General features: G+C 71.8%; 9 protein-coding genes. 6 read left to right on the forward strand and 3 right to left on the reverse strand.

All coding sequences use genetic code 11. From position 1 onward, the window contains the following. Positions 1–29 precede the first annotated feature (29 nt). Positions 30–668: a hypothetical protein gene (locus tag ACFFCA_RS09550; protein WP_375484120.1), complete on the forward strand. Its 639-nt coding sequence runs from the start codon at positions 30–32 to the stop codon at positions 666–668. A 141-nt stretch (positions 669–809) separates the two neighbouring features. Here the strand turns inward: ACFFCA_RS09550 and serB are convergent, their stop codons facing one another. Both serB and ctaD read right to left on the reverse strand, forming a co-directional pair. Continuing rightward, positions 810–2,006, reverse strand: coding sequence for a phosphoserine phosphatase SerB (gene serB, locus ACFFCA_RS09555; protein WP_375484122.1), 1,197 nt, complete (start codon positions 2,004–2,006; stop codon positions 810–812). Between the two features lie 5 nt (positions 2,007–2,011). After that, positions 2,012–3,727: a cytochrome c oxidase subunit I gene (gene ctaD, locus ACFFCA_RS09560; protein WP_375484234.1), complete on the reverse strand. Its 1,716-nt coding sequence runs from the start codon at positions 3,725–3,727 to the stop codon at positions 2,012–2,014. Positions 3,728–4,020: 293 nt separating this feature from the next. On the opposite strand from ctaD, the gene ACFFCA_RS09565 reads away from it, so the two are divergent. The 4 genes from ACFFCA_RS09565 to ACFFCA_RS09580 all read left to right on the forward strand — a co-directional run bounded on the left by ACFFCA_RS09565 (position 4,021) and on the right by ACFFCA_RS09580 (position 12,114). Beyond that, the gene (locus ACFFCA_RS09565; protein ID WP_375484124.1) at positions 4,021–7,494 is read left to right on the forward strand and encodes a hypothetical protein; all 3,474 of its coding nucleotides are present in this window, start codon (positions 4,021–4,023) and stop codon (positions 7,492–7,494) included. A 52-nt stretch (positions 7,495–7,546) separates the two neighbouring features. Continuing rightward, positions 7,547–8,515 (forward strand): AAA family ATPase, encoded by a 969-nt coding sequence (locus tag ACFFCA_RS09570; protein WP_375484126.1) that lies wholly within the window; start codon positions 7,547–7,549, stop codon positions 8,513–8,515. Positions 8,516–8,599: 84 nt separating this feature from the next. Continuing rightward, on the forward strand, positions 8,600–9,736 hold the full coding sequence (locus tag ACFFCA_RS09575) for a DUF58 domain-containing protein (protein WP_375484128.1): 1,137 nt from the start codon (positions 8,600–8,602) through the stop codon (positions 9,734–9,736). Continuing rightward, positions 9,712–12,114, forward strand: a complete 2,403-nt coding sequence (locus ACFFCA_RS09580) for a transglutaminase domain-containing protein (protein WP_375484130.1) — start codon at positions 9,712–9,714, stop codon at positions 12,112–12,114. The genes ACFFCA_RS09575 and ACFFCA_RS09580 overlap by 25 nt, the downstream gene beginning before the upstream one ends. An 86-nt stretch (positions 12,115–12,200) precedes the next feature. On the opposite strand, the gene ACFFCA_RS09585 is transcribed toward ACFFCA_RS09580, so the two are convergent. After that, positions 12,201–12,953: a hypothetical protein gene (locus ACFFCA_RS09585; RefSeq protein WP_375484132.1), complete on the reverse strand. Its 753-nt coding sequence runs from the start codon at positions 12,951–12,953 to the stop codon at positions 12,201–12,203. Between ACFFCA_RS09585 and ACFFCA_RS09590 the strand changes: the two genes are divergently transcribed. Continuing rightward, positions 12,942–13,227 (forward strand): hypothetical protein (locus ACFFCA_RS09590; protein WP_375484134.1); only part of this gene is annotated, 286 nt, incomplete at its 3' end. The genes ACFFCA_RS09585 and ACFFCA_RS09590 overlap by 12 nt on opposite strands.

Genomic DNA, 13,227 nt, shown 5'->3' on the forward strand with positions numbered 1-13,227 from the left:
CGGCCGTCGCGCAGCGCTACGTTGCCCCCATGAGCTCAGGTGGGTACGGACAGTCGCCCTACGGCGGGCCGCAGTACGGCCAGCCCGGCTACGGTCAGCCTGGTTATGGCCAGCCGCAGTACGCACCACCGGGGTACGGCGCACCGCAGTACGGCCGCCCTGGCTACGGCGCGGGCTACGGCGGGTACGGGCCGCAGCGGCAGAGTTTCGGCATCGTCGGTGCGGCGCTGGCCGCCCTCGGCGCGATCGCGTTGGTCATCGCCTTCACCGCCACCCACTGGTACAAGGACGGCGGCGACTCGTCGTTCTCGAAGGTCAAGGACCAGGTCGACGCCTACGACAAGGTGGGCGCGGCGGCCGGCGTCGCCAAGGCCTACTTCGGCTGGTTGGCGTGGGTGCTGCTCGTCGTCGTCGTGCTCGTGGCGGTGGCCGCGAACCTGCCGAGCCCGGCCGCGGTCGCCCTGCGCATCATCGGCGCCGTCCTCGGAGCGGCCGGCATCCTGATCACGTTCCTGGCCATCAAACTCGTCGACGCCTCGAAGATCCCCGGCGGCGGCGGACCGGACTACACCGACTACCTCAAGCACACCGGCCCGGCGTTCTACCTGGCGCTGGGCGGCTTCCTGCTCGCGGCGGTGGGCGCGCTCATCGGCCCCCGCCGCGCCTGACCCCTCGGCCTCGCCCCACACTCGCACTCGTCAGCCCGTCAGCGGGCGACGCTTATGCCGTCTGGTGGCTCGGATTCACGTCGCGACCGAGCCACGACACGGCAGAAGGCGGGGGGGTGCGCCGAACCGACAAGCGGGCGGTCAGGCGTCGTCGGCGGCGATCGCCTCGGCGACCTCGTCGCCGCTGATGCCGAGCACGAACAGGACCGTGTCGAGGTAGGGCAGGGTCACCGACGTGTCGGCCGCGGCCCGCAGCGCCGACTTGGCGTTGAACGCCACCCCGAGCCCGGCCGTCTCGAGCATGTCGATGTCGTTCGCACCGTCGCCGACCGCGACCGTCTGCGAGAGCGGCACCCCGAAGCGCTCGGCGAAGCGCCGCAACGCCTCGGCCTTGCCCGGACGGTCGACGAGCTCGCCGAGCAGGCGGCCGGTGACCCGGCCGTCGACGACCTCCAGGACGTTGGCCGCCGCGAAATCCAGGTCGAGCTCGGCGACGAAGCGGTCGGTGACGAAGGTGAACCCGCCGCTGACGACACCGACGTGACAGCCGACGCGACGCAGCGTGCGGACGAACGTCCGGGCTCCCGGGGTGAGCTCGAGCGAGTCGCGGACCGCGGCCAGGTCGGCGGCGGTCAGCCCAGCGAGCAGCGCCACCCGCGCCCGTAACGATTCGGCGAAGTCCAGCTCGCCGGCCATCGCCCGCGCGGTGATCTCGGAGACCTCGTCGCCGACCCCGGCCCGTTCGGCCAGGACGTCGATGGCCTCGTCCCGGATGAGCGTCGAGTCGACGTCGAGCACGACCAGCCGTTTGGCGCGACGCCGCAGGCCGGCGGGCTCGACGGCGATGTCGACGCCGGTGTCGTCGGACGCCCGGATGAGCGCTGCGCGCAGCGCGAGTGGGTCGGGACTGCGGACGAGCAGCTCGATGCTGGACACCGGCTCGGTGGCCAGCTGCGAGACCGACTCGATGTTCGCGCCGAGGTCGGCGATGCACTGGGCGACGTGGCTGACCGCACCGGGCCGCAGCGGTCGCCCCATCATGATCACGTGGCTGCGGCCGCCCTGCTCGGCGGGCACGGCGGTGATGCCGGGCTGCTCGGCCACCACGACCTCGCACTCCATGCCGAGGGCGTCGGAGGCGTGGGTGATGGACTGCCGCAGCGCCGCCGGGTCACCGCGCAGCTCGATCAGCACGGCCAGGATCAGCCGGTCCTGGATGACCACCTGCTCGATGTCGCGGACCTCGACATCATGTGCGGCCAGGGCCGCGAAGAACCAGGCCGTGACCCCGGGACGGTCGCGTCCGGAGATGGTGGCCAGAACAGAGGTGGGCTCCACGACGGCTAGCTGCCCGGGTCGACGTCCCTCTGCCCCTGGCGCGAGCCGCCCGTGCCGGAGATGGACGTGGCCAGCGACTTGGCCTCGGGGTTGTGCCGACGGCCGCCGGCGTGCGCCTCACGCTCCAGGCGCTCCAGCAGGTGCGGGTAGTGCGCCTCGAACGCGGGACGCTCGGAGCGGATCCGCGGGATGGAGGTGAAGTTGTGCCGCGGCGGCGGGCTGGAGGTAGCCCACTCGAGGGAGTTGCCGTGGCCCCACGGGTCGTCGGCGGTCACGATCTCGCCGAAACGGTAGCTCTTGTAGACGTTGTAGACGAACGGCAGCAGCGACACCCCGAGGACGAACGAGCCGATCGAGGAGATCATGTTCAGCGTCATCCCGCCCCAGAAGGAGTGGTTGAACGCGTCCGTCGGCAGGTAGTCGACGTACCGGCGCGGCATGCCCTCGGCGCCGAGCCAGTGCTGCACCAGGAACGTCATGTGGAACCCGACGAAGGTCAGCCAGAAGTGGAACTTGCCCAGCCGCTCGTCCAGGTACCGGCCGGTGAACTTCGGGAACCAGAAGTAGATCCCGCCGTAGACGGCGAACACGATCGTGCCGAACAGCACGTAGTGGAAGTGCGCGATGACGAAGTAGCTGTCGGCGACGTGGAAGTCGATGGGCGGGCTGGCCAGCATGACGCCGGTCAGACCACCGAACAGGAACGTGACGAGGAACCCGACCGAGAACAGCATGGGTGTCTCGAAGGTGACCGCCCCACGCCACATCGAGCCGATCCAGTTGAAGAACTTGATGCCGGTGGGCACCGCGATGAGGAATGTCATCACGCTGAAGAACGGCAGCAGCACGGCGCCGGTGGTGAACATGTGGTGCGCCCACACGGTCAGCGACAGCGCGGCGATCGACAGCGTCGCCAGCACCATGCCCTTGTAGCCGAACAACGGTTTTCGACTGAAGACCGGGATGATCTCGGTGACGATGCCGAAGAACGGCAGCGCGATGATGTACACCTCGGGGTGCCCGAAGAACCAGAACAGGTGCTGCCACAGGATGGCGCCGCCGTTGTTGGCCTCGAACACCTGCGAGTGCAGATGCCGGTCGGAGTACAGCACGAGCAGCGCCGCGGTGAGGATCGGGAACGCGAGCAGCACGAGCAGCGACGTCACCAGGATGTTCCAGGTGAAGATCGGCATCCGGAACATGGTCATGCCCGGGGCACGCAGCGTGATGACGGTGGTGACCATGTTGACGCCACCGAGGATCGTGCCCAGGCCGGAGATGGCCAGGCCCAGGATCCAGAGGTCCGCGCCGGCGCCCGGCGAGTTCACGCCGTTGGTCAGCGGTGAGTAGGCGTACCAGCCCCAGTCGGCCGCGCCGTTCGGGGTGAAGAAGCCCGAGGTCGCGGTGATGGCGCCGAACAGGTACAGCCAGTAGGAGAAGGCGTTCAAGCGGGGGAACGCGACGTCGGGCGACCCGATCTGCAGCGGCAGCACCAGGTTCGCGAACGCGAACACGATCGGGGTCGCGAAGAACAGCAGCATGATCGTGCCGTGCATCGTGAACAGCTGGTTGTACTGCTCCTGCGACAGGAACTGCCGCCCGGGACGGGCCAGCTCGATGCGCATCAGCAGCGCCATCACGCCGCCCAGCGCGAAGAAGGCGAGCGAGGTCACGAGGTACATGCGACCGATGACCTTGGGGTCGGTGGTCCGCAGCATCATGCTGAGGTACGAGCCCTTGGCGCCCACCCGCTCGGGGTAGGGCCGCGCGATGATCGGCTGCGGCTCAGCCGGCTCGGCGCCCGCCGCCGCAGGCGACTCGGCAGTAGTGCTCAAGGCAAACCCCTCACGTGCCGTTGCGGGCACCCTGCCCAGGCTCGACAGGTGCTCGACGGGCGCAAACGTCCGTCACCCGAAATGGTAAACGCCACTCCTGACACCTGGGCCACCGGGCACCACCTGATCGTGATGTTTGGCGGGTGTGAAACTTCGTCCTGCTCAGCTAGAATTCCGTTGTGTCCCGCACGCGCCGGCGTCCCGGGCCCACGGCCTTTCGTGCGGCCCCGACCGCGGCGGCCGCGGCCCGTCCGACCCGACGGCAGGCGATCGCCCTGCTGGCCGTCCTGGCCGTCGTCACCGGCACCGTCGTCGCCGTCTCCTACCTCGTGAGCCCCGACCGAGCCCGCTCCTTCGACCTCTACAGCGGCTCGGTGTTCCTAGCGGACTCCGTGGCCCCGGTGGCGGTCGACCTGGCCAGCGGACGGCCGACCGTGCGCCTGATCGATGCCGACGCCCAGGTGGGTGCCCGTACCAGCGCCGACCTAGGGGTGGCGCCCCTCGACCAGGGGACGCTGCTCTACAACCGCACCAGCGGGGAATTCAACATGGTCGCCTCGACCGGCTTCGTGGTGAAGACCAACGGCGGCGTGCCGATCGCGCAACGGCCGGGCGCCACGGGGGCCACGGCGATCGCCAGCGGCGACCTCGCCTACCTCGAGCAGACCGGGCCGACCGGGACGTCGGTCTACCTCGTCGGCCAGACGACGGTCGAGACGGCCGGCAACGTCGGGGCCCGGGTCCGCCCCCGGGCCTTCCGCTCGATGTCGGAGCCGGGCAGCACCGCGGCCGGCGCGTCGGCGAGCGCCGGCGGCAGCCTGTGGTTGTTGCTGGGCAGCGGCGAGCGGCGGACCGTCCGGCAGCTGTCCGTGCCGGCCGGCAGCAGCGCCGGCGCCAAGCTGGCCAGCAAGGACCACGGCCGCGTCGACGGCCCCGCCGCCCTGGCCTCGGCCGCCGCGACGTCCTCGCCCTCGCCCATGGCGACGGTGAAGGCCGCGGGCGCGGCCGGGGACGGACGTCTGGGCGTCGTGGGGATGGCCTCGGCGGACCGCATCCAGGTGTTCCGGGGCTCGGCGCAGATCGGCACGGCCCGGTTCCCGGCGGTCGCCGGGCTCGACCGGGTGCTGCCCGCGTCGGCGGGTCAGGGCCGGCTGTCGTTCCTGTTCCACGGCAGCGACGGCTGGAGCGTGGCCTCGCTCGGCGCGGACGGCCACGGACTGCGCGGCCCGAGCCGGCTCACCGGCCTCGCCGCGACGGCCTCGCTGACCGCACCGGCCACGAGCCGCGGCTCGCTCTACACGATGGACACCACGACCGGCCGGCTCCTGCGGATCGACGGTGACAACCGGGTCGGCGTCATCAGCGGCGCCGCCACGTACCCGCTCGCCGAGCAGGACGGACGGGTGGTCGAGCCGGGCGGTTTCTCCGACGGCTCGGTGCTGGCCCGCGGCGCCCGGGTCATCTTCAACTCCCCCAGCCACCTGAACGCGAAGGTGGTCTTCACCGACGGCAGCCACCGCCCACTGACCATCGAGAAGTCGTCGGCGGTGGCGGTGAGCGCGGCCGGGGGCGCCGAGGCGTTGACCCGCAGCCGGGCCGAGGCGGCGGCTCCGCGTACGACACCGACCCCCGCCACCCAACCGCGGGCGAACAGCCCCGTGAACAACCGCATCAACTGCAGCACCGTCCGGCAGAAGCCGCACATCCCCACCATCGTCGGGGCGACGCCGGGATCGCGGTCCGTGGCGCTGTCCTGGACCTACCCGCTGCTGAGTCCGCAGGACTGCGCGCCGTCCACGTACCAGGTGAGGATCAAGCTGCTGAGCGCCGACGCACCGTCACCGCCGTCGACGGTGCAGGTGCAGGGCCAGCAGAGCGTGAACCTGGCCGGGCTGTTCCCGTCGACCCGGTACGAGATCGCCGTCGGCGCGTTCATCAACGGGGAGGGCACCTTCTCACCGGCCCAGCGGATCACGACCGGCCCCCAGGGCCCGGCCGCGCCTACGGACGTCACCGCGGCCGCCGACTCGGCCGGCAACTGGAACGTCACCTTCTCCTCCTGCGGCTCGACGCACAGCGGATGCGTGGCCGCGGCCAGCTGGAAGGTGATCCCGGAGTTCTGCGACGGCCGTGGGCTGTCGGACGCGCCCGCCCCGGTCGTCGTGACCGCCGATCCGACCTCGGTGCAGCAGCCCCCGGCGCAGTTGCGCGGCGGCAGCGCCTTGCTGGGTCGCGGGCTGCGCTTCCAGGTCGAGGGCACGGGCACGCAGGGCACGGTCGGCGAGCCGTCGGCCTACACCGCCTGTACCTACAGCTGGGCGCCCCCCGCCGCCGGCGCGCTCTCCCTGCACGCGAGCACCGAGCCGCTTGACAACCTGGGCAGCACGACGTCGGCCACGGTGACCCTGGACGCGGGCAGCAACCCCACGACGGCCCTCGGCGGCGTCGGCGCGCAGGTCACCTACGCCCTGCTGTCGGGCGGGTCGGTCGTCAAGACCATCGGGCCGACGACCGCATCCACCGTGACCTTCACGGGCATCAACGCCGGCCAGAAGTACCAGGCGCGGGCGTCGGTTGCGCCGCCGCGGCACCCCGACGCCGCGGTGACGGTGGGGCCGATCGATGTCCAGGCCGCCATCGCACCGTGGCCGACCATCTCGACCCAGGTCGACTCCCCCGACGACACCGGCGTCTCGAGTGCGGACGTCACCGTGCACATCGGAGGCCTGTCGAGCAACGCGGCTCGCGGGGAGCGGTTCTCGCTCGTCAACAGCACCTTCCGATGCGGCGACGGCAATGCCGGTTTCGACCTGACGAAACCGGACATCGACCCGGCGGACCCCATCACCTTCAGCATCGACCGCACGAAGTACTACGGATCGTGCTCGGTCACGGTGCAGCTGGCCCAGTCCTCGAACCTCACCGACCCGCCTCTGTTCGGCGACGGCACCAGGTCCAACGCAGCGTCGACGACCTTCACCGTCGACGCGCCGACGTTGCCGGGCCTGGGCAGCGACGGGGGCTTCTCCGCGCAGTGGACCGGCGACGGTTCCTCCTCCGCTGTCTCGATCACTGCGGGCAACCCGCTCGTCGCCCAGTTCGGCCGTGACTTCGACGTCTCGGTCACCGACCCCGACGGCACGACGTGCGGTGGCTACACCGGCAAGGACTCCCTGCCGGCCGTCACCATCGACCAGTCCTGTGTCACCACCAACAACAACGGCGCCTCGGGGAGCGGGTGGCAGGTCACTGTCTCGCACTTCACCTACTTCGGCGCCGGCCAGGGCCCCTACACCGTCAACGGCGTCACCGGCGGCGCTGCGCCCAGCTACACGCCGCCCCGGTGCGACCCGGGCAGCGCCGGCATCACCGCGTCCTGGTCGGGCAGCGCGGCCGCGCCAACCGTGACCTTCTCTGTGGCCGACGCGAGCGCGATCAAGGACTGCAAGGGCTGGACCGAGACGGTGTCCTCCCCGACGACGACGGATTGCGGTGACGGCTCCGACTCACCGGCGACCGGTCCTCCCGTGGCCGTCACCTGCGGCGACACCCCCACGGCGGACGGTTGGACGGTGACCGTCAGCTACCAGGATCTGGACGGCACGACCAAGACACTCGACGCCGTTCCCGTCGGTGGTACCCCGCCGGACTAGGTCGCAGCGATAGCGTCCCCCGCACACCAGCGCCGAGCCGAGGAGCCAGCCCTTGTCCAGCCCCGCCGAGGCCGTCCCCCGCGTCGCCCACGACGTCGAGCGGCTCTGCCAGAACATCGGCATCGCCATCCAGGGCAAGCCCGACGTCGTCCGACAGACCGTGATCTGCCTGCTCGCCGAGGGTCATCTGCTGCTGGAGGACGTGCCCGGAACCGGCAAGACCTCCCTGGCGCGGGCGCTCGCGTCGTCGATCTCGCTGAGCTGGCACCGCATCCAGTTCACGCCCGACCTGCTGCCCTCGGACGTCACCGGGGTCTCGATCTACAACCAGGCCAGCGGGCGCTTCGAGTTCAAGAAGGGTCCGGTGTTCGCGAACATCGTCCTGGCCGACGAGATCAACCGCGCGTCGCCGAAGACCCAGTCCGCCCTGCTCGAGGTCATGGAGGAGGGCACGCTCAGCACCGACGGCGAGGTCTACGCCATGGCCCGGCCGTTCATGGTCGTGGCCACCCAGAACCCCATCGACATGGAGGGCACCTACGTCCTGCCCGAGGCCCAGCTCGACCGCTTCCTCATGAAGGTCACGGTCGGTTACCCGACGAACGACGCCGAGGCCGAGATCCTGCGGACGCAGAAGTCCGGGTCGACGGCCACCTCGCTGCAACCGGTGTTGAGCACCGCCGACGTCGGGCACATGATCGGGGTCGTGCGACGGATCGAGGTCGCGCCCGCGCTCGAGCGCTACATCGTCGCCATCTCGGCCGCCACCCGTTCGATGTCCGAGCTACGGCTCGGTGTCTCCCCGCGCGGCAGCCTCGCGCTGCTGCGTGCGGCCCGCGCGTGCGCGGCGACCGCCGGGCGGCCGTACGTGGTGCCCGAGGACGTCAAGGCGATGGCCCCCGTCGTGCTCGCCCACCGCGTGATCCTGCAGCCCGACGCGGAACTGCAGGGACGCACCGGCACCGAGCTCATCGCCCGCGCCGTGCAGTCGGTGGCCGTGCCTCGCGCGGTATCGGCCTGACGCCTGCCTGCCGATGACCGACCTGCGCTGCGCTCCGGCCGCCCGAGGCCATGCCCATGAGTCCTGCGCTCATGCTGTTCGCGCATGACGATCTTCGGGCTGGGGACGCTGCTGGCGGGCATCGCCGCGCTCGTGCTCGGCCTGACCTTCGACTGGCTGTCCTTCGACCTCGTCGGCCTCGGCCTGCTCGCCGTGGTCGTGCTCGGGTTCGCCGCGATCGCCAGGCCGTCGCGGCTGGCCATCCAGCGCGAGATCCAGCCGCCCCGGGTGCCGAAGGGATCACCGGCCATCGCCTTCCTGACCTTCGCCAACCGCGGTCGTCGCACCATCCCGGTCTCGATCGCGACGCAGGTCTTCGGCTCGCAACGCGTGCGCACGGTGATCCCGAAACTGCGCGGGGGCGAGCGGGGCAGCCGCGCCTACCGGCTGCCGACCACCCGGCGCGGGGTGTTCGACGTCGAACCGGTCGAGCTCACCCGTCGCGACTCCTTCGAGCTGTTCCGGCGTTCCCGAAAGCAGGCCGAGGTCGAGCGCATCTGGGTGTACCCGCGGGTCCTGGGTCTCGGGACGCTGCCCTCCGGCCGCACGCGCAACCTCGAGGGCCCGTCGTCGGACACCTCCCCGCAGGGCAACATCACCTTCCATCGCCTGCGTGACTACGTCGACGGCGACGACCTGCGCCTCGTGCACTGGCGCTCGTCCGCCCGCGCGGGACACCTCGTCGTCAAGCACAACGTCGACACCTCGCAGCCGTACTCCGTCGTGCTGTTCGACCAGCGGCCCGGTCGCTACACTGAGGCCGCGTTCGAACAGGCCGTCGACATCACCGCGTCGGTCGTCACGGCCGCCGCGGCGAACAAGGCCCCCGTGGAGCTGCGCACCACCGACGGCACCGCCCTCGGTGGCCCTCGGTTGCGCGACGCGACGCCGCTCGTCGACCTGCTGACCGGCATCGAGGCGTCGGTCGACGGCGATCTGCGCACCGAGCTCACCCGGTTGCGCCGCAGCCGGGGCGGCACGTCCCTGGTGGTCGTGACCGGCGAGATCGAGCGCGCCGACCTGCCGTACGTCGCGGCGCTGCGCCGTCGCTACGAGCGCCTGGTCGTCGTGTCGATCGACCCGGACCGCACGCCCGTCCCGCGCTTCCCCGGGTTGCGGATCATCGTCGGTGCCGACGCCGACGAGGTCGCGCTGGCGTGGAACTTCGCGAGCTCACGGTGATCCGCCGCCTCGTCCCGTTCGCCATCGTGCCGCTGGCCGTCGTGGCGACGGTGCTGGCCGCCGCCCCGTGGCTGCGCGCCTATCCGGCCGGCGTGCTGGCCGCGCCGCTGTTCGGTGCGGCGGTCCTGGGCGTGCTGGTGCCGGTCGTGACGGTCGGGATCGGGGTACGTCGGCTCTGGCAGACCGCGCTGATCGGTCTCGTCCTCTACGTCTTCTTCACCCTGCTCGTCGCGCTGCACGAGCCGGTGGGTTTCGCCGACCTGTACGACGGCATCGCGCACGGCCCCGCGCAGATCCTGAGCTTCGCGTTGCCGCTCGTCAGCCCGCGCACCCTGCTCGTCGCGCCGGTGACCCTGACCTGGGTCGCGGGCGCCATCGTCGGTGAGTGCGTGGCCCGGACCTGGCACTCGCTGCTCCCCTACGTCACCCTGCTCGTGACGTTCGGCCTGGCCTACGCCGCGAGCGTGCGCGGCGTGACGAGCTCATCCGACGGGCGTCGCTACGACACGCTGCTGGCCGGGGCGCTGCTGCTGACGTTGCTGCTCATGCGCGCGGCGCAGGCGTGGATCGAGCAGGATCTCGACGCCGAGACGGCGCAGGCGGACGGCGTGCTGCCCCTGCGAGGCCTGGCCGTGGGCGCCGTTGTCTCGCTGGTGGTTGCGCTGGTGGCCGGGGCGGTCGTGCAGTCGTCCGCGTTCTCCGGCCCGCCCAGGAAGGCGTCCCGCGTGCCGCCGATCGACCGGGCCACCCTGTCGAGCCCGGTCGGCTTCATCGCCGGCCTGCGCCCCAACGACCCGGCGAGCAAGGGCCGGCCGGAGTTCACGGTCACGGTCGATCGTCGCGCGTCGGCCTACGTCGGGATCGCGGACGTGGACGACTACGACGGTGACGGCTGGTCGTTCGCGCGCACGTTCCGGCCGTCCGGCGGGGTGGTGCCGGACGAGACGGACCCCGGGCTGCGCCCCTCGGGTCACACCGTGACCCAGCAGTACCGCATCGCATCCGGCGGATTGAACGGGGCACCGTGGATGCCGTTCGTATACCGCCCGGAACGGGTCATCGGCACCTCCGTCGACGTCGACACGAGCAGCGGGATGGTGGTGCCGGCCGAAGGCCTGCGCAGCGGCGAGGACTACACGGTGCGCTCGGCGGCGTTCCCGGGGTCCATCACGGCCCTGCCGGCGACCGCGGCCGTCGCGACGTCGACGCCGCCGAGCTACTTGGGCATCCCAGGCGTCGTGGGCCGTTCGCTGGGCACCGTCGTCTCCGCCTTCGCCGCCGAGACCCGTACCGGCAGCGGCAACCAGCTCGCGTTCCTGCGTGCGCTGACGCGTGACCTGCAGACGAACTACCGTCTCTCCGGCGGCCCGATCCGGACGACGGCCCCCACCGGTGCGTCGTCCTCGGGCCGACCGACCCCGTCGCCCACCGGTTCGTCACCGCGCAGTGGGGGCACCGGTTTCGCGAACGTGCTGGCCTCGATCCTCGGGCCCAACCGTGCGGCATCGCCCGAGCAGTACGCGACGCTCGTCGCGCTGGTGGCGCGCCAGATCGGCGTGCCGTCGCGCCTCGTCACCGGGTTCCGCCTCGGCCGCTCGGCGACCGTGGCCCCGGGGCCGCATCGCGTCACCGGTGCCGACGCCTGGACGTGGGTCGAGGTCCCGGTGCAGGGCCGGGGCTGGGTGGTGCTCGACCCGTCGCCGTCGACCTTCGGCGCGCAGCGGAGGCAGCCCAGCGCGAGCGCCCGCCCGTCGCCCAGTCCCACGCCGACGGTGACGCCGAACGGGCTGGTCACCCAGGCACCGAACGGCAACGCCGTCGCCCCGAGGAGCTCGACGGGCGGGCACCACCGGGTCTCGTCCACGTCGCTGACCGTCGTGATCGGCGCCGCCGTCGGCGGCCTCGTCGTGCTCGTCCTCCTCGGGTTGATCACACGCAAATGGGTACGCAGGCGGCGGCGCAGGCGCAACGGCGATCCGCGGACGCGGGTGGTCGGGGCGTGGCAGGAGAGCCTCGACATGCTGGCCGAGGCGGGACTGACCGACCTGTCGTCGTCGACGAGCGCCGAGGTGGCCGCGCGGGCCCGCGAGCGCTTCGGCGGCGAGACCGGGGCGCAGGCCCGCTACATCGGCGACTCGGCGAACGCGGCGATCTTCAGCCCGACCTCGTGGGTCGGCGCGGGCGAGGCCGACGCGGTGTGGCGTGCGCACACGGTGCTGCGGCGATCGGTGCACGAGCACCTACCGTGGTCGCGACGCGTGACCGCCGGGCTGCGCTACCACCGCGCCCCGCGCGCTCGTCGACAGCGCGGACCGGCGAGCTGGACGAGCACGCCGCGGCGGCCGGGCGGTGCGACCCGGCGCCACCGTGCCCATTAGCAAGCCAGCCCATCAGCAAGCCAGCCCACTGGCAAGCCTGCCCACTTGCAAGCCTGCCCATTGGCACGCGTGCCCGCTGGGACCGGTCAGGAGCGGCCACTCAGCGCGGCCCGCTGGCGGTAGGCCTCGAGCAACGCGTGGATGTAGCGCACCTCGCCCGCCGGGCGCCGGGTGGCAGCGAGCTCGACAGGACCCGACTGCGTCAGCACCGCGAGGCGCCCGCCACCGTCGTCGTCGAAACGCGGCTCGAAGCCCATCACGTCGTGCCACGGGATGGACGTTCGTCGCATCCGCATCCGCACGAGCAGGCCGGAGTCGTCGACCGACAGCGACGCCGTCCCCGCCCTGAGCGTGACCTTGTTGCGCAGCGACTGCGGATCGAGCGCCAGGTCACCGTAGGAGAACGGCCCCGACGGCGTCTGGGTCGCCGCCCGGAAGGCCCAGGTCGGCACGGTGCCGGTGCTGACCTCCATCTTCGGCGGTCGGTCGTCAGGCGCCCCGGCAGGCGGGATCGGGTACGGCCGCCCGCCCTCGACGATAGCGGACCGGTCGGCAGGATCGAGCCGGTGCTCGTCGGTGTCGAACGGGTGCGGCTCGGCCACGGCGCCCCGCCAGGGCACGTGCGGCAGCAGCGTGTCGGAATCGGTGTTGTCGTACGGGTCCGCCGGGGCGACCTCGTCGGGCGTCTGGCTGAACGTGGCAGCGGCGGGCGCCGGCCCGTCGATGCGGGTCGACGGATCGGGCGGTGGCGGCGGCGGCGGGGTGACGGTCTCGACCGCGCCCCAGATGGAGGCGAGATCACCGGACGAGGCGTCGTCGCGGTCATCGTGCGGCGCCACCGGCATCGCGGCGGTCGACGTGGCGGCTTCGGCTGCCCGGCGTTCGGCCTCGACACGTTCGGCCTCGACACGTTCAACCTCGACACGTTCCGCGTCGACACGTTCCGCCTCGGCACGTTCGGCTTCGACACGTTCGGCCTCGACCCGTTCCGCTTCGGCACGTTCGGCTTCGGCACGTTCGGCTTCGAGACGTTCGGCTTCGAGACGTTCGGCCTCGACACGTTCGGCCTCGACACGTTCGGCCTCGACACGTTCGGCCTCGACACGTTCGGCC

The organism is uncultured Jatrophihabitans sp. (genome assembly GCF_964252635.1).
In the GTDB taxonomy this organism is placed as follows: Bacteria; Actinomycetota; Actinomycetes; order Mycobacteriales; family Jatrophihabitantaceae; genus Jatrophihabitans.

Coding starts and splice junctions, on each gene's coding strand:
- ACFFCA_RS09550 (WP_375484120.1), top strand. CDS start 30: ATGAGCTCAGGTGGGTACGGACAGTCGCCCTACGGCGGGCCGCAGTAC.
- ctaD (WP_375484234.1), bottom strand. CDS start 3,727: ATGATGCTGCGGACCACCGACCCCAAGGTCATCGGTCGCATGTACCTC.
- ACFFCA_RS09575 (WP_375484128.1), top strand. CDS start 8,600: ATGACGATCTTCGGGCTGGGGACGCTGCTGGCGGGCATCGCCGCGCTC.